This window comes from Novosphingobium sp. HII-3 (assembly GCF_002916655.1).
GTDB classification, from domain to species: domain Bacteria; phylum Pseudomonadota; class Alphaproteobacteria; order Sphingomonadales; family Sphingomonadaceae; genus Novosphingobium; species Novosphingobium panipatense.
In genome coordinates, this window is the sequence record NZ_PPSM01000036.1 from 1 (window position 1) to 16,874 (window position 16,874).

General features: G+C 64.0%; 13 protein-coding genes and 1 tRNA gene. 3 read left to right on the forward strand and 11 right to left on the reverse strand.

Translation table 11 applies throughout. The annotated features are described in order from the left end of the window. Positions 1-182: 182 nt before the first annotated feature. The 8 genes from C2R25_RS12955 to infA form a co-directional block, all read right to left on the reverse strand. Positions 183-1,613 carry an efflux transporter outer membrane subunit gene (locus tag C2R25_RS12955; RefSeq protein ID WP_103729609.1) on the reverse strand — a complete coding sequence of 477 codons (1,431 nt, stop codon included), beginning with the start codon at positions 1,611-1,613 and terminating at the stop codon, positions 183-185. Next, positions 1,610-4,810, reverse strand: coding sequence for a multidrug efflux RND transporter permease subunit (locus C2R25_RS12960; RefSeq protein WP_103729610.1), 3,201 nt, complete (start codon positions 4,808-4,810; stop codon positions 1,610-1,612). The genes C2R25_RS12955 and C2R25_RS12960 overlap by 4 nt, the downstream gene beginning before the upstream one ends. A 5-nt stretch (positions 4,811-4,815) precedes the next feature. Beyond that, positions 4,816-5,961, reverse strand: coding sequence for an efflux RND transporter periplasmic adaptor subunit (locus C2R25_RS12965; RefSeq protein ID WP_158250670.1), 1,146 nt, complete (start codon positions 5,959-5,961; stop codon positions 4,816-4,818). A 248-nt stretch (positions 5,962-6,209) separates the two neighbouring features. Then, positions 6,210-6,285, reverse strand: a tRNA-Phe gene (locus C2R25_RS12970). Between the two features lie 99 nt (positions 6,286-6,384). Continuing rightward, complete coding sequence (locus C2R25_RS12975; RefSeq protein ID WP_103729612.1) at positions 6,385-6,576, reverse strand: DNA gyrase inhibitor YacG; 192 nt, start codon at positions 6,574-6,576, stop codon at positions 6,385-6,387. Next, a complete protein-coding gene (locus C2R25_RS12980) occupies positions 6,573-7,547 on the reverse strand; it encodes a ribonuclease E/G (protein ID WP_103729613.1) in 975 nt (324 codons plus the stop codon). Before C2R25_RS12980 ends, C2R25_RS12975 begins: the two co-directional genes overlap by 4 nt. Beyond that, positions 7,540-8,136 (reverse strand): nucleoside triphosphate pyrophosphatase, encoded by a 597-nt coding sequence (locus C2R25_RS12985; protein ID WP_103729614.1) that lies wholly within the window; start codon positions 8,134-8,136, stop codon positions 7,540-7,542. The genes C2R25_RS12980 and C2R25_RS12985 overlap by 8 nt, the downstream gene beginning before the upstream one ends. A 22-nt stretch (positions 8,137-8,158) precedes the next feature. Further along, positions 8,159-8,410, reverse strand: coding sequence for a translation initiation factor IF-1 (infA, locus tag C2R25_RS12990; protein WP_103729615.1), 252 nt, complete (start codon positions 8,408-8,410; stop codon positions 8,159-8,161). 343 nt (positions 8,411-8,753) lie between these two features. Between infA and C2R25_RS12995 the strand changes: the two genes are divergently transcribed. From C2R25_RS12995 to C2R25_RS13005, 3 genes are all read left to right on the forward strand, one after another. Next, positions 8,754-11,843 carry a TonB-dependent siderophore receptor gene (locus C2R25_RS12995; protein ID WP_103729616.1) on the forward strand — a complete coding sequence of 1,030 codons (3,090 nt, stop codon included), beginning with the start codon at positions 8,754-8,756 and terminating at the stop codon, positions 11,841-11,843. Positions 11,844-11,900: 57 nt separating this feature from the next. Next, entirely contained in the window at positions 11,901-13,844 is a 1,944-nt protein-coding gene (gene uvrC / locus C2R25_RS13000; protein ID WP_103729617.1) for an excinuclease ABC subunit UvrC, read from the forward strand. Between the two features lie 87 nt (positions 13,845-13,931). Next, positions 13,932-14,534, forward strand: a complete 603-nt coding sequence (locus C2R25_RS13005; protein ID WP_146049666.1) for a hypothetical protein — start codon at positions 13,932-13,934, stop codon at positions 14,532-14,534. Positions 14,535-14,550: 16 nt separating this feature from the next. Here the strand turns inward: C2R25_RS13005 and C2R25_RS13010 are convergent, their stop codons facing one another. From C2R25_RS13010 to C2R25_RS13020, 3 genes are all read right to left on the reverse strand, one after another. Then, positions 14,551-14,772 carry a DUF2061 domain-containing protein gene (locus C2R25_RS13010; RefSeq protein ID WP_103729619.1) on the reverse strand — a complete coding sequence of 74 codons (222 nt, stop codon included), beginning with the start codon at positions 14,770-14,772 and terminating at the stop codon, positions 14,551-14,553. A gap of 68 nt (positions 14,773-14,840) precedes the next feature. Further along, entirely contained in the window at positions 14,841-15,638 is a 798-nt protein-coding gene (locus C2R25_RS13015; RefSeq protein ID WP_103729620.1) for a cupin-like domain-containing protein, read from the reverse strand. 76 nt (positions 15,639-15,714) lie between these two features. Beyond that, entirely contained in the window at positions 15,715-16,857 is a 1,143-nt protein-coding gene (locus tag C2R25_RS13020; RefSeq protein WP_233203977.1) for a GNAT family N-acetyltransferase, read from the reverse strand. Positions 16,858-16,874 lie beyond the last annotated feature (17 nt).

The following is a 16,874-nucleotide window of genomic DNA, read 5'->3' on the forward strand; positions in this document are numbered from 1 at the left end:
CTTCCGCTCCGCTACAGCCGCTTCCCCGCTGCCGAGAGCGTCCAGCCTCAACCATGAGGCTTTTTATTCAAACCAACTGGCCCCTTTTTAAACCGGTGCCTGGCCCAATTTTATCCCGGCGTTGACATCCGCACCACGGTGGATCTGCCGCAGATCGTTCCGCTTTTCAGCTGATCATGGGATCAGGGCATCTGGGTTGACTGCCGCGCGTCCACGGCGGCCGTCGCCTGGTCGCCGCCGAGCACCCGGTAAAGGATGACGCGGTTTCGGGCCTGTTGCAGTCTCACCGCGATGTCGGATCGGCGCGCGAAGTAGAGACTGCGCTGCGCGTCGAGGTTTTCGAGCGAGCCGACGATACCGCGCTGGTAGGTGGCCTCCGCCAACGCCGCATTGTCCCGCGCGGCTTCCGTGAAGGCACTTGCCGCGCGGAGCCGCTCAGCGAGAGTGCCCTGGTCGGCGAGCGCGTCAGCGACCTCCTGGAAGGCAGTCTGAATTGCTCCTTCGTAGCTCGCAAGCGCGGCATCGCGCTGCGCCCGGGTAACCTCGACATTGGCTACTCGCTCGCCGGCATTGAAGATCGACCAGGCCGCGTCCCCACCGAAGGAGGTCGTTCGCGAACTGCCTTCAAACAAGGAGGAGAGCGACTGACCTGCAAAGCCGATCAGCGCACTCAGGGAAATTGAAGGGAACAGCTGTGCGCGGGCAACGCCGATGTCGGCATTGGCGGCGCGAAGCTGATATTCCGCCTGCACTACATCGGGGCGCCGCAGCAGGATCTGCGTGCTTGTTCCCGCAGGTACTTCGGCGAAGCTGGCGTTCACCTCCTCAACACCAGTCGGAAGCAGGCCTTCGTCGACTTCGGCGCCGGTGAGGAGCCGGATGGCGTTGACGTCCTGTGCAATAAGCGCGCGCTGCGCTGCAACATCACCCCTGGCGGTCTCGAGCACCTGCTCCGCCTGCCGCAATTCGGTCCGGGCAGCAACGCCGCCCCTCAATCGGGCAAAGGATAGCCTGACACTATCGGAGGCGTTTTGGGCCGTGTCCTCTGCAATCTTCAGCAGGTCCTGGTCCGCGCCGTAGTTGGCCCAGGCTTGTGCAAGATCGGCGACAAGCGCGAGGCGGACGGTCCGCGCGGCGGCTTCGGTGGCAAGCGCTATGTTCCGGTCGGCTTCCGTGGCATTCGCAAGCTTGCCGAACAGATCCACTTCGAAGGACGAGATGCCGCCCTGCAACGAAAGGTTCGTGCCGTTTCGACCGAACCCGCCTCCTGTCTGGCTTTCGCTGGCCGCAGCGGAAAGCCCCACGGCGGGAAACTGGTTCGCGCGCGTCACCCGGACCTGTGCGCGGGCGGCCGCCACATTCGCGGCGGCGACCCGCAGGTCTCGATTGTTCGCAAGCGCCTGTTCGATCAGTGCCTGAAGCCTGGGATCGCGAAAGACGTCCCTGTAGGACACGACTGGCAGCGTAGCTTCGCTTTGCGCTAGATAGGCGTTGCCTGCCGGCCAGGAAGGCGCCACGGGAGCTACGGGCTGAACGTACCGCGGGGCTAGCGAACAGGCACCCAGCGCCAGTGCAGGCAGGACGGCCGCCGTCAGCCGAAGGTTAAGCTTCATGCTGGTTCTCCGGAATCCTGGCTGCGTTCCCTAAGCTTTTCACGCAAAGCCGCCACCCCGTCACGGACGCCGCGGCGCACGAGCACGAAGAACAGCGGGATGTAGAAGATCGCCAGGATCGTTGCCGTGAGCATGCCGCCGACAACGGCGGTGCCGATGGCGATACGGCTATTGGCGCCCGCGCCGCTGGCGAGCGCGAGCGGAAGCACGCCGAAGATGAAGGCGAAGCTTGTCATGAGGATCGGGCGGAGCCTGATCTTCGCGGCCTCCAAAGCCGCATCGATAACCCGCTTGCCTTTGCGCTCCGCCTGCTCGGCAAACTCGATCATCAGGATCGCGTTCTTGGCCGCGAGCCCCATCGTCGTGAGAAGGCCGATCTGGAGGTACACGTTGTTTTCAAGCCCGCGAAGAGTCACGAAGGCGATTGCACCAAGCAGTCCGAGCGGAATGACAAGGATGACGGCAACCGGGATGGACCAGCTTTCATAGAGTGCCGCCAGACAGAGAAACACCACGAGCAGCGACAAGGCGTAGAGAACAGGGCCTTGACCGGAGGACAGCCGTTCCTGGTAGGAGGCACCGGCCCAGGCGACACTGACCCCCGGGATGTCGGCGATGAGCTGCTCCATCACGTTCATCGCCGTGCCTGAACTGACGCCCGGCGCGGCCTCGCCTGAGAACTCGTAGGCGGGAAGGCCGTTGAAGCGCGATGTCGAGCTTGGTGCCGTGGACCAACTGATCGTCGAGAAGGCGGAGAAAGGGGCCATCTGGCCATCGGCCCCCCGTACGAACCACTGCGCCAGGTCTTCCGGCCGGGAGCGGAACTGGGCATCGCCCTGAACATAGACGCGCTTGACGCGGCCTTTGTCGATGAAGTCATTGACGTAGGTGCCGCCCCATGCGGTCGACAGCGTCGAGTTCACGTTACCCGGGGTGAGTCCGAAGGCCGTCAGCGCACGGATGTCGGTGTCGATCTTCAGGGTAGAGACGTCCGGAAGATTGCTCAGGCGAACGCCTTCCAGCTGCTCGTTGTTTTCCGCAAGGGCGAGAAGCTGGTCGCGTGCCGCCGCGAACTTCTCGGACGAGAGTCCGCTGGCGTTCTGAAGCTCCAGGGTGAATCCGGATGAACTGCCGAGCCCTCTGACGGAGCCAGGCACCAGTACGAAGACCTGAGCATCGCGCAGTCCCCGGAAAGCTGCGCTCGCGCGTTGCACGATGGCCTGTGCGCTGTCCCTGGCGTCGGTGCGCCCCTCCCAGTCTGTCAGGTTGATGAAGGCCTGGCCGCTGTTCTGACCTGCTGCACCCCGGCCGCCGCCCGCGACCGAGAACATGCCGGAGACGTTCCTGGCTTCATGCGTCCGGAAGTAAGTCTCCACCTGGCGTTGCACTTCTTCGGTACGTGAGCGCGGGGTGCCGGCCGGCAGACGCCACTGCACCATCACCGTCCCCTGATCCTCGTTCGGAAGAAATCCGGTGGGCAGGCGCTGGAACAGGAGGAAAGTGCCCACGCAGGCCACCGCGAAGAGGGCAAGCCAGCGCCATTTGTGCGCAACGACGGTGCTGACCTGGCGCACATAGGCGTTGGTGCCTCGCTCGAAGGTTCCATTGAACCACACGTGGAACCGCTCCCATCCCCTGCTGAGCCAGGGTAGGCGCTTGTCCACCCACGTGGGCTCATGCTGCCCGTCGTGCGACTTGGGCTTGAGCAGCGTGGCGGTAAGCGCGGGGCTCAGAATGAGCGCCACGAATACGGAGAGCACCATGGCCGTCACGATGGTCAGCGAGAACTGGCGGTAGATGACGCCCGTGGAGCCGCCGAAGAACGCCATGGGGAGGAATACGGCTGAGAGCACAAGGGCAATGGCGACCAGCGCGACCTGAATTTCCTCCATGGACTGGATCGTCGCCTCGCGCGGGGTCATGCCGGGGTTTTCCTCCAGCAGGCGTTCCACGTTCTCGACCACGACGATCGCATCGTCCACCAGAAGCCCGATCGCCAGCACCAGCCCGAAGAGTGTCAGCGTGTTCATCGAGAAGCCGACCACATAGAACACCGCGAAGGTACCCAGAAGGACGACAGGGACCGCAATGGCCGGAATCAACGTGGCGCGCCAGCTCTGCAGGAAGACGAACATGACGATGACGACGAGGATGATGGCTTCGAACAGAGCCTTCTCCACCTCGTCCACGGAGATCTTGATGAACCGGGTGGAGTCGCTGCTGTAGATGTAAGCCAGACCGTCGGGCATCCCGCCGGCAAGGGCTTCCACTTTCGCCTTGACCGCTTCGGCGGTGCGCAAGGCGTCCGCTCCGGGCGCGAGGGAGATGGAGATACCGGCGCCGGGATGGCCGTTCACGCGGCTGACGGTCGAGTAATCGTCAGCGCCGATCTCGACGCGTCCGACGTCGCCCACCGTCACGACAGAGCCGTCGGCGTTCGTCTTGACGACGATCTGGCGGAACTGGTCCTCGGTCTGCAGCCGCGAGCCGGCGGTGACAACCGCGTTGATGGCCTGGCCCTCAAGCGCCGGCACACCGCCGATTTCGCCCGCTGCGATTTCGGTGTTCTGAGCCTGGATGGCTGCGGTGACGTCGCTTGGCATGAGCGCCACGGCTGCCAGCTTCGCCGGGTCCAGCCAGATGCGCATGGCATGCGGCGCGCCGAAGACATCGACGTCGCCCACGCCCTCGACGCGGGAGAGCGGATCCTGGATGTTCGAGGCGAGGTAGTCCGACACGTCCTGGTTGGAACGGCTGTCCGTCTCGTCGTACACGGCGACGAGCAGAAGCTGGTCCGGATTGGACTTGGTGACGGTCACACCCCGCGCCTGCACCGTCTGAGGCAGGCGCGGCAGGGCGGACTGCACCTTGTTCTGGACCTGAACCTGCGCGATGTCCGGATCGGTGCCTTTGGCGAAGACCGCGTTGATCGTTGCCGATCCGCGGTTGCTAGAGGACGAGCTGAAGTAGAGCAGCCCGTCGATACCGGTAAGTTGCTGCTCGATGATCTGCGTCACCGAGTTCTCGATCGTCTGGGCCGACGCGCCTTGATAGGTGGCGCGGATGTTCACCTGCGTCGGCGCGATGTCGGGGTACTGTTCGTTGGGAAGAAAATTCAGGGCGCCCAGGCCAGCGAGCATGACGATGATCGCAAGAACCCAGGCGAAGATCGGCCGGTCGATGAAGATGCGTGACATGCCGGTCAGGCGTCCTTGCCGGAAGTGCCTGCGGCTTTTTCATCGCGCCCGTCCTTCCGGGGCGGAGCAACTCTCTGCGGCGTCGACCCGGGAACCGGCTTGATCGCTGCGCCCTGACGCAGCCCGTTCAACCCCTGGACAATGACCTTGTCGCCGTTCTTCAGGCCGGACGTGACGACGGAGAATTCGTTGTAGGTCCGCTCCGCCACGACCTTGCGACGGACGGCCTTGTTGTCGGCCCCCACGAGCATGACAAAGGCGGAGCCGTCGAAGTCGCGTTGCACTGCGGTCTGGGGCACCAGGATGGCGTTGGGATCAGATGCCTGCTGGAACATGGCGGTGACGAACATGCCCGGGAGCAGAACGCCGTCCGGATTAGGAAAGCGCGCGCGCAGGGTGACCGTGCCGGTGGCCGGATCGACATTGACTTCCGAAAACTGAACGGTGCCGGGCAGAGGATAGCGATGCCCGCCTTCGAGTTGCAGATGGACCTGAGTGCTGCCCGGCGTGACGCCCCCCTCAGCAAGGCGGCGGCGCAAGCTGGTCAGGTCAGCGGCAGATTGCTGCATGTCGACGAAGATCGGGTCCATGCGCTGAATGACTGCAAGAGGATCCGTCTGGCTGGCACTTGCCAGCGCGCCCACCGTCACCAGGGAACGCCCTATGCGGCCGCTGATGGGAGCCGGAACCGTCGTAAAGCGCAGGTTGATGCGTGCCGTTTCCAGCGTGGCGGCATTCTGTGCGATTGCGGCCTTGGCCGTTCGGGCTTCGGCGAGAGCGTTTGTGTAGTCCTGCTTGGCGATCGCTTCCATTTCGACCAGCGGACGGTAACGCTCCGCCTTGACGGTTGCAGCTTCTGCCAAAGCTTGCGCACTGGCGAGGTTCGCCTGCGCCTGATTAACTGCTGCCCGGTAAAGGCTGGGGTCGATCTCAAACAGCGGTTGGCCTGCCTTGACCGTGCTGCCTTCGGTGAAGAGCCGCCTGCGGATGATACCTGTCACCTGAGGCCGCACTTCCGATGTCTCGAATGCCACGGTGCGACCGGTGAGCGTCACCGGGAGCGGGACATTGGAAGTGCCCGCAACGATGTAGCCGACTTCAGCCGTGCGCTGACGCGGATCGTCGGACGATTCGCTTGAACATGCGGTCAAGGAAGTCGCTGCGCCGAGCAGGATCGCCCAGCGCCAACCGGAGGACCGGTGGAGGGCTCGGGAAGAAAAGCTGATCAAGTGGCATGCCTTAATGGAATTTGCCCTTGTCCTATTCAGCAAAGCAGGTCGCCCGCAAGCGCCATTTCGCTCCTGAGACAATTTGCGACCAGATCGCGGTTCGCACCGTGCAAAGACGCTTCGCGCCGCCGAGCGGGCAATTCTTGTCAGGTCTGACACCAAAGGGAAAATGGTGCCCGAGGGCGGATTCGAACCACCGACACTGCGATTTTCAGTCGCATGCTCTACCAACTGAGCTACTCGGGCATCCGATCGGCGGCGGTCTTCGAAGAGACCGGCGAGCGGTGTGGGCGGGCCTATGGCGAACCCCGCGATTCTTGGCAAGCCCTAAAAGATCAATAAACTTCAATCATCCTGTGGATTGTTTGTCGGCGGTTCTGGAAAATCCTCCGGATCGCAGGGCTGACCGGGCAAGGCATAACCGTTGTCCAGCCAGTTCAGGAGATCGCGATCGCGGCAACGTTTCGAGCAGAAGGGTGTGTATTCGGCGTCGCGGGGATTGCCGCAGATCGGGCATTTGCGTTCAGGGCGGGTCATAGCGGCACCGCCTGCGCGAATCCCGACAGAAGCGCAAGGTCGCGGTTTTCGTGCCACCGGATTTGCCTGCCCGAACGTCGCCCGAGTTCAACGAGCCACCCGTCCTGCATGGCGGTGCGTACGGCGGGGTGGGTGGTCAGGAGAAGAGCTCCCGGTTCAGTGACCGCTTCTGCCTGTCGGAGGAGCAGGCGGGCGGCGGCGGCCGCAGGCGCCGCACGGACCCGGTGCGGTATGGAAGGGCGTTCAAGCCGGGCCACGAGCTGAACGAAGCCGAACCCGTTCATCGCCGTACGCTGGTGCGGCCAGTGGTCGAGCGCGGTCGCAAGGGCCTCGTCGACGGTGCGCCGGTCGCCCTTGCGTTCCAGCGACGGAAAATCGATGCCTATGGATCCTGCGAGGTCGAATATGCCCACGGCCTCGGCAATTGCAGGCACCGCAGCGAGCGCGAGGGCGCGAGGCGAAAGCGCGCCGTCTATGTCGATGAGGGTCATCGCCGGGGTGGGCGTGACGACCAGCGATCCCCCTTCGAAGTGAACGACACCGTCGAAAGCATCGGCAAGGATGTCGGGCCACGGATCGTTCGGGAAACGACGGACTGTCCGTACGGGGTAGCCCTCGAAGCGTAGGGCTGCCGCAAGAGCCGGAGCTGCGCGCGGGGCATCATCGCTGATCCGCGCCTGCGCCAGCTTGAGGCGGCCCGTTTCCGCCATGGCGGCACGGGTCACGACCACGCGCTGCCGGGCGCCTTCGCTTGCAGCTGGCGGCAGGCCGTCGACCAGCGCCTCTTCACCGCTATCGAACCTGACGGTTCCTCGGGAAAAGCCGGCGCGACGCGAAAGAAGGACCGCGTCGGCCACTTCACCGGCCTGAAGGCGTCCAGGCCAGACTAGCCGTGCAGCGATTACGCGGCCGTTTTCTACCAGGATCGCGCGGTCCTCGCCGATCCCTTCTTCCACCAGCCATTCAGCCAATGTCGAAACCTGCAGCGCGCAGAAGTGCGCGGGTTTCGAACAGCGGCAGCCCCACGACACCGGAGTGGCTGCCGGATATGGACGCAATCAGTCCCTCCGCGCTGCCTTGTATGGCGTAGCCGCCAGCCTTTCCTTCCCATTCGCCGCCTGCCACGTAAGCCTCGATCTCTTCATGGGAGAGCGGTTTGAAGCGCACGATCGTTTCGCTGAGCCGTTCGCGCAGGGTGCCGTCCGGAGCGCGAAGGGCTACTGCCGAAAGAACCCGATGCCGCCGCCCGGACAACAGTTCGAGGCAGGCGCGTGCGGTCTGCTCGTCCTCCGCCTTGGGCAAAATGCGGCGGCCGCATGCGACGACGGTGTCGCCCGCCAGCACGAAGGCATCGGTCTGCGAAAGGGCAAGGGCCTTTTCCCGCGCCATCCGTCGCGCGTATTCGCGCGGGATTTCGCGGGTATGCGGCGTCTCGTCAATGTCGGCAGCGTCTATCGTGAAGCCGCTCAACCCCAGGCGAGCGAGCAGTTCCCGACGGCGCGGACTTGCCGAAGCAAGGATCAATCGGGGCGGTACGGGCCGGGGACCAGAGGGATCCACCGACGTATCTCCGGCGGTCAGATCAGGATCCGAACTGGCCGGGGCCGCCGCGTCCGGGCATGAAGCGGTACGTGATGCGCCCCTTGGTAAGGTCGTAGGGGGTCAGTTCGACCAGCACCTCGTCGCCAACCAGCACGCGGATGCGGTTCTTGCGCATCTTGCCAGCCGTATGGCCGAGGATTTCGTGCCCGTTCTCAAGCTCTACGCGGAACATGGCGTTGGGGAGGAGTTCGACCACACGGCCGCGCATCTCCAGGAGTTCTTCTTTCGCCATTGGCGATCAATATCCGTTGTTCTGGTGTGTCATCGCGGCGCGACATAGCCACGACTCCGCGAAAATGGAAGCCTTGGCAGCGTATTTGCCCCAGCCGGAAAGCCGATTTTCGCCCGTCGGTGCGCGGCAGCACCAAAGTAAGGGCGGAACGGGAGCCGCGCAGGACGGTTCTTCGGCATCGAAGCGACCACCGACATATGGCCGGCGGGTTCATGATGGCGCAAGGCGCTTGCGACAAAATGATACCCGTCAGCGACTTGTGATCTCCCGGTGCGAAATGCAAAAGCGCGGCCGCGGGGAAGATTTGACGTACTTACATGATGCACCCTGGCGGAGATTGCACTTGCGTTCCCTACCTCTTTTAAGTCTGGTCGCGTGCCTTGCCTGGCCGACGATCGCTTCGGCTCAAACGGCCAGTGCGCCTACCATAACGGGCAGCACCGATGCCGATGAACCCCTGGAGGTCTACGAGAACGAGATTATCGTTACCTCTCCCCGGATCACGGGGCAGATTGACGTGCCGCAGCAACCGATCGAGGTGTTGGACGAGGACGACATCGCCTCCTATGGCGTTGCCTCGATTGAGGAACTGCTGGAGGCGATTTCGCCGCAGACCGGCAGCGGTCGTGGGCGGGGTAGCGGACGGCCGCTGATGCTTCTCAACGGGCAGCGCATCTCCAGCTTCCGCGAAATGCGCGGCATTCCGCCCGAGGCGATACGCCGCGTGGAAGTGCTTCCCGAAGAAGTGGCACTGCGTTTCGGCTATTCGGCGAACCAGCGCGTCGTCAACATCATCCTCAAGGACCAGTTCGCGGCTGTCACCACTTCGGGCGAGTACAACCTCCCGACGCGTGGCGGCTACGACAACTACGAGCTGGAGGGCGGGCTGTTCCGGGTTGCCGGTCCGCGCCGTTACAACTTCAACGGCAAGATCGACAACACCAGCATGCTCACCGAAGCGGAGCGGGACGTCATTCAGGATGAATCCCGCACGTCCCAGGTGGCGGGTGATCCTGATCCGGCCGATTTCCGCAGTCTTGCGGCGCGCGATCACGAGTTTACCCTCGAAGGCAGCATGACGCAGGGCCTGGGCGAAAAGGGGCTGGCTGGTGCGATCACCGTAACCGGTGGCTATACCCGCTCGGAAACGACCTCCCTGTCCGGCCTCGATACTGTCACGCTGGAGTATGACGGCGAGAGCCTGCGGCGCACGTTGCCCGATCCGCTGACGAACCGCTCCGTGACGGACACGTTCGAGGGCGGCCTTGGTTACAGCACGCTCATCGGCAACTGGCAGATGAGCGCGACGTCCAACGCCACGTACACCGACAGCAACACCCGCGTCGATCGGCGCCGCGACACGTCCGGCCTGGTGGCGGCTGCCGAAGCGGGGGAACTCGATATAGCCGGAGCGTTGCCGCCGGTGACCGGAAGCAACGTCGACATCGCGCGCTCACGCCAGCTTACCTTGAGCAACCTTGTGACGCTTTCGGGCATGCCGTTCCGCCTTCCGGCCGGTGAAGCGAACCTGACGGTCAAGGCCGGGTACGACTACGACCGGTCGATGAGCGACGACACCCGCAACTCGGCGGACGAAGTGACTCTGAAGCGGGGAGACCTGCTGGGCGGCGTCAACCTGGCCCTCCCGCTTACCAGCAAGGGTGAAGACTTCCTCGGAGCGGTCGGGGACATCACGCTGAACCTCAGCGGCGGGGTTGATCATCTCTCCGACTTCGGCACGCTGAAGGACTGGAGTGCGGGTCTTACCTGGTCCCCGACGGACACCCTGATGCTCCAGGCCAGCTACATCGTCGATGAGGCGGCGCCCCAGTTGAACCAACTCGCCGCACCGCTGATCGAAACCTACAATGTGCCCGTCTACGACTTCACCAATTCGCGCACCGCGCTGGTCACGACCATCACCGGCGGGAATCCAAATCTGCGCAAGGAAACGCAACGCGACTGGAAGATCTCGGCACAATGGAAGCTTCCGTTCCTTGAGCGGTCGAACCTCATCGTGGAATACTTCCGCAACCGGTCGAGCGATGTGACCCAGGCGTTTCCCCTGCTCACCCCGGCTATCGAGGCAGCTTTCCCGGATCGTGTAACACGCGACGCCGCAGGAAACCTGATCGCCATTGACCGGCGAGCCGTGACCTTCGACGAGGTCAAGACGTCCTCCCTGCGCTGGGGGTTCAACATCTCCGGCAGCCTCGGCGGCTCTTCGACCGGTGAAGCTCAGGGTTCGCGTGCCGGAAGCAGTGGCTCGGGGGCACGGATGGCGGATGCGCCGCCGCAGACGGTCACGGGTCCGGCTGGGCCGATGCCCGGAGCTCGGGCGCCCGATGGTCAAACGCCGGGTGGAGCGGTGCCGGATCGGTCGCGCTTCGACCCTGCGCGTTTTGCTGCAATCCGCGCACAGCTCTGCGCGCCCGGGGCGGCCGCGCCCGATCCGGCCACGCTGCCGGAGGGCCTTCGTACACGGTTGTCGGGGGACGACGGCCGGATCGATCCGGCCAAGCTGGATCAGTTCAAGCAGCGCGCCTGCTCGGCCGATGGACGCGCAGCAGGCGGAGAAGCGGGCGCACTTGGCGAAGGCCGGATGAACACGGAGCGCTTCGAGCGCTTGCGGACCGCTCTGTGTTCCGGCGGCAGTGGGCCGCCGGACATCGCCAGCTTGCCGGAGCGGATGCGTCAGCGTCTGCTTGGCGAAGACGGGAAGGTGGACCCTGCCAAGCTCTCGGAGTTGCGGCAGCGGTTCTGCAGCAGCGGTGCGGCGCCGGGCGGTGGTAATGCTTCCAGCAGCGGCAGCGGCGCTCCTCGGGAGGCGTTCGGCGGACCGCCACCTCCGGCCGGTGCGGAACCGGGCGGCAGGCCTGAAGGCGGACGTTCGGACGAACCGGGTGGACGCAGCGCGGGTGGTCCGGGAATGGGCCCTCCCGGCGGGCGCGGCAGTCGCTGGAACCTCTCCATCTATCAAACATGGCGCTTCAGCGACACGGTTCGGATCGCTCCGGGAATACCCGTGCTCGACCAGCTCGACGGCGATTCCATAACGGCGGGCGGCGTGCCTCGCCACGCCATCGAAGCCGAGGGCGGCCTGTTCAAGAACGGCTACGGCCTGCGCCTCAAGGCGGAGTGGGAAGCGCCTGCCAGCGTGCTGGGCTCCGGCGCCCCCGGCAGTCAGGACCTCCGGTTCGGCAGTACGTTCGATGTCTCGCTGCGCATCTTCGCCGACCTCGGTCGCAATGAGGATCTCGTCGAGCGGGTTCCTTTCCTGAAAGGATCGCGTCTTTCGCTGACGGCCGACAATCTGCTGGATTCGCGCCAGAGGGTAACGGACCAGAACGGCCTTGTGCCGATCGCCTACCAGCCGGCTTACCGCGAACCACAGGGCCGTGTGGTGGGCATCGATTTTCGCAAGATGTTCTAAGGAAAAGCGCCGGATCGGGTCTACCGATCCGGCGCGCCATGCCCTATCTGCACGAACATGGCGCGAACACCTGCCGGCACTCCCGACCAACCAAACCGCCTCGAACGCTTCAACGAGGAGCGGGCGACATCCATCGTGCGTGGATCAGACCAGCCTGACCTTCAGGCCGGCGTTGAAGTGATCCGCGACACCGTTCGGACACTGCCCCCCAAGCCCGGCGTCTACCGCATGCAGGATGCGCGCGGCGACGTGCTGTACGTTGGAAAAGCGCGCGCACTCAAGAACCGCGTCGCCAATTACACGCAGTGGGAACGCTTGCCCAGCCGACTGCAGCGTATGGTCAGCCAGACGCGGTCGATGACCATCGTCACCACCAATTCCGAAGCGGAGGCCTTGCTGCTCGAAGCGCAGCTGATCAAGCGCTTTCGCCCGGCCTACAACGTGCTGCTTCGCGACGACAAATCGTTTCCGTTCATTCTCCTGCGCACCGATCATTCGTTTCCGCGCATCATGAAGCATCGCGGAGCCCGACGGATGAAGGGCCACTACTACGGTCCCTTCGCCAGCGCCGGATCCGTCAACACGACGATCAACGCGCTGCAGAAGCTGTTTCTGCTCCGAAGCTGCACCGACAGCTTCTTCGCGCGGCGGGACAGGCCCTGTCTGCTCTATCAGATCAAGCGCTGCTCCGCCCCGTGCGTCGGACGTATCGACGAGGCGGGTTATGCGGAACTCGTGCAGGAGGCGAAGGATTTCCTTGGCGGCAAGTCCAGCGCAGTCCAGCGTAAGATGGAAGGGCAGATGGCAGAGGCTGCGGCAAACCTCGATTTCGAGAGGGCCGCCATGCTGCGCGACCGCCTTCGCGCGGCGACCTTCATTCAAGGAAGCCAGGCCATCAACGCGGAGGGTCTGGACAACGCCGACATCTTTGCGATGGCCAGCAAGGGCGGGCAGATCGGCGTCCAGGCGTTCTTCATCCGTGGAGGACAGAACTGGGGCCATCGGGCCTTCTTCCCGACGCATACGGAAGGCTTGAGCGAAGAGGAAGTCATGCAAAGCTTCCTCGCGCAGTTCTACGAGGAAGTGCCGCCGGCTCGCTGTATTCTGGTCGATCGGGAATTGCCGGAGGCCGAACTGATCTCGGAGGCGCTTCGCGAAGGTGCCGGCGGCAAAGTGGACATATCCGTCCCGCAGCGCGGAAGCCGCAAGCGTCTGATCGCGCAGGCAGCTCGCAACGCTTCGGAAGCGCTGGACCGCCGCCTGGCGGAGCGGGGCACACAGGCAAAGGTGTGGCGGGAGATGGCCGAGTTCCTCGAACTCCCGGAACTGCCGCAGCGGGTCGAGATCTACGACAACAGCCATATCTCTGGAACGAAGGCCCTGGGCGCGATGGTGGTGGCGGGACCCGAAGGGTTCATCACCAGCCAGTACCGGAAGTTCAACATCAAGAACGCCCAGACCGACGACGACTATGCAATGATGCGCGAGGTCATGACGCGACGCTTCGGAAGGGCTCAGGAGGAAGATCCGGAGCGGCAGAGCGGCACATGGCCGGATCTGGTGCTGATCGATGGCGGGAAGGGCCAGATGAGCTCCGTCAGGGAAGCGCTGGAGGAACTCGGCATTGAAGACCTCAACCTGATTGCCATCGCCAAGGGGCCGCATCACGGACGTGAAGGACGAGAGGTGTTCCACTTCCCTGACGGCCGCGAAAAGATGCTGCCGGTGAACTCACCCGTGCTGTTTCACCTCCAGCGCTTGCGGGACGAAGTTCACCGGTTCGCCATCGGCGCACATCGGGCCAAGCGCAGCCGGGCCATCACCGCGAGCCCGCTGGATGAGATCCCCGGCGTCGGACCGGCCCGGAAGCGCGCCTTGCTCCTGCATTTCGGCACGGCCGGAAAGGTGCGGGCAGCCAGTCTCGAAGACCTGCAGCGTGCCCCCGGCGTCAGTGCCGCCGTGGCGCAAGCGATCTACGACTTCTATCATCCCGGCGGCTGATCGGCTGATCGGCCACGCAGGCGGGAAACTATACAGGACCGCGCGGGTTCATCTTTCGGAAGCAAGCGCCACACCGGGAGACTCGCCGTGCAAACACTTAGTTCGACCGAGATCGTGCTTGGAGTGGCGATTGTTGCTCTTTTTGCGGGGCTCGCCGTGGCCGCATTCCGGACGCGCTATTCTGTGAGGCGGCAGGCCGGGCCGGATAACAGGTGGATGGCTGCCGCTTTGGGTGCGTCCGGGGAGGAGCGTACTCCTGTTCGTGGTCGCAAGCCATCGGCCGACCAGGATATCCGCCCGCTGACGGCGTTTCGCCGGGATCGCTTCGTTCAGGCGTGGCGGGACGTCCGTGCTCGCTATGACAGGGATCCTGCGGGGGCCGTGAAGTGCGCCGATATGCTGCTGGCGGAAATAATCACCGCGCGAGGCCATTCCGTCGTCGAAGCCGATCGCGGGCCGGACCTGTCGGCGCCTTGCGGTGAGATGCGCACCCTTTACGCGACAGGGCACCGCATCGCGCAGAAGGCTGTTCGGCATGGGGAGACAGAAGGAGAACTGCTGCGGGCGATGGTTCACTTCGGAGCCTTGTTCGACGATCTCGTCAACGAGCCGGAGGATTTCTGTCCCGTGCTGGAATATCGCGGCGAAGGTGGCCCCGCATTGTGGAACGAGGGAACCCGCAGGCCTTGACCCCCAGTGGTGATCGTCAGGTGGTCGCCGTGTGCCGGTGAAGGAGAAGGTCGATCAGCGGCATGTCTTGCCGCCACGCGCGTTCGTGGAAGAAGAACACGACGGCATTGACCATCGGTTCAATCAGAGCGATGCCTCCTGCCATGGTGACGGAGCCCGTGATGAGGTAAGCTACGGTGAAGCCCACGATGAGGTGTAGCGCCAGGAAGCTAAGGGTCTTTGTCAGATCGCGAGTCATCGGTGGTCCTTTCACGCCATAGCTAATGCGACTTAATCGCAAAAGGAACGCGGTGGTTCCGCTGAGAGTTATCGGATCAAACGATCAGCAAGGTTCAGCTTGCGGAGCACGCGCCAGGCAAACGCCTTGCTCGTATTGGTGGCCGGCCAGCGCCCGGGCGGCCGGGGTTCGGCTCCGAACCGGCGAAGCACTCTGTTGAAGGCGCGTGCATCCGCCTCTGCGAAACTCCATTCCGAACGCCACGTGATGGAGAGGGATATGGAAGGCTCCGGCCCGTTCCGCACGAAGTGAGGCGCCATGACCGGAACGTAGACAGCTTCACCAGCCGTCAGTTCGAACTCCTGACCCTTGCTGAGGAAGGTACCCTGCCACCGGAGCTCCCGCCGCCCACCGGTATGATATGCCTCATGCACTTCATCAGGGGCGAATACGCTGGCTCCTGCCGGAAACTGCGTCATTGTCTTTGCGCCCCGGACCTGCATGAGGATATTGTGCTCGGGATCGAAGTGGTAAGGGGTGACGCCGCCGGCACTGGTGACGAATACGAACCCTTGCGTCTTTAGCATCCGACCCGTCCGGGCCTCGATGACGGGACGAAGCTCCTCCAGAAGCGACCCGAGAAGCTCGGCATAGGCGGAGTCCTGTTCGATGTTCTTTAGGACTGCCCACGATCTTGCGCTGTCAATTTGACGGATCGTCGCACCGATCGGAATACCCGTGGGATCGGGCTTGCCGTCAACCCCGATCGGCTGATCGCTCGCGTTGCACTCGACCGAACCTGCGGGCAAGGCTTCCGCAAGCCGTGCAAGGGCTTCAAGTTCCAGAAGGGGATGCGAACCAAGCCAGTGGCGGAGCTTGTGAGGCATTTCCGGGTAGCCGGCGGCGAACGTTTTCCGCTCTTCTACCGAAAGACGGCGGCGTTTTCAGCGCTGAGTGGTGGCATCAGACGACCTTCACCGGGCTGCGTCCCGTTTCCGCGCGCACCAACCGCCGGAAGGCGGCGCGGCGCAGGGCACTGCCGATCGCGATGGACACGTAACCGATCCTTCGCCGCTCCCGCCAGAGACGATCGATCATGGGATGATTTGCCGCAGCACAGCTGTCGCTCCATTCTATGTCTCGGCGTGCGAGAATCTGCAGGTTCTCTCGCTGCAGCAGCACTCCGGGGGAGATGCGGGAGAAGTCTTCATCGAACGCCGTCTTGAACGAGAAAGCGCCTGGCGGAGTGAGAAACGTTGCTAGCATTGCGATCGGCCGGCCGTCGAGTGTGAGGGACAGCCTTTCCAAACGCCCGCGCGCGGCGGCCGCGCCAAGGCTGTCGCGAAAGAGCGCGGAGGTGCATTCCGCGGAGGCGAGTGCCGAGCCCGATCGCCCCTTCCAGCCCGACCGCTCGAGCCGAAGGAAATGAGTGCACCACTCCCCAACGTCCGCCGCATCCGTGCGCCGCTCCACCCGAAGCGTGCCTTGCTCTGCGAGCCTTGAGGTCTGCCTGCGCAGTTCCTTCCGCTTCTTGCCGGAAAGGGAGGTTTCCAGATAGGCTTCTGGCGATAGGGTGGACGCCAGCATCGCACGCGTCTCTGCGTGGACCACCTCCACCTGCCGGGGCGTCTCGGTTGCGACGGCGTCAAGGGCCTCATGCAAAGGCCCGCCCAGAACCATGCCACGCATGTGGAGGAAAAGCGCTCCGCCCGGATTTCGGTCGGCCCAGCGCAACAGAGCCTGCCAGAAAGCCTGCTCGGCTCCCGTCGCCACGAGAGGTACGCCGCAGAAGCAGTTCTCATGGAGCCAGCTGGAGATATGAGGCAGAGGCCAGCGATAGTAGCGGCCCGACCGGACGACCGGCAGCAATCCCGCCAGTTCGCCGTCACGCTCGAAACAGAGGATTTTCACCATCCGCGTGCGCGGCAAATGGCGCAGCGAGGCAAGAAGATACCAGCTCTCGAAGAAGGGATTGGCCTCGGCCGCTCTGGCGGCAAGGCTGTCCCACTCGGCCGCGCGCTTTTCCATGTCCCGCCACTCGACGCAGTGCATTCGGCCTGTGCCGTTGGACGCGCAGTCGTGCTCGGCTTTGACCTTACTGCCCACTTCCCTCGTCGTCCTGC

Coding starts and splice junctions, on each gene's coding strand:
- C2R25_RS12955 (WP_103729609.1), bottom strand. CDS start 1,613: ATGAAGCTTAACCTTCGGCTGACGGCGGCCGTCCTGCCTGCACTGGCG.
- C2R25_RS12960 (WP_103729610.1), bottom strand. CDS start 4,810: ATGTCACGCATCTTCATCGACCGGCCGATCTTCGCCTGGGTTCTTGCG.
- C2R25_RS12975 (WP_103729612.1), bottom strand. CDS start 6,576: ATGACCCGCCCTGAACGCAAATGCCCGATCTGCGGCAATCCCCGCGAC.
- infA (WP_103729615.1), bottom strand. CDS start 8,410: ATGGCGAAAGAAGAACTCCTGGAGATGCGCGGCCGTGTGGTCGAACTC.
- uvrC (WP_103729617.1), top strand. CDS start 11,901: ATGGCGCGAACACCTGCCGGCACTCCCGACCAACCAAACCGCCTCGAA.
- C2R25_RS13010 (WP_103729619.1), bottom strand. CDS start 14,772: ATGACTCGCGATCTGACAAAGACCCTTAGCTTCCTGGCGCTACACCTC.
- C2R25_RS13015 (WP_103729620.1), bottom strand. CDS start 15,638: ATGCCTCACAAGCTCCGCCACTGGCTTGGTTCGCATCCCCTTCTGGAA.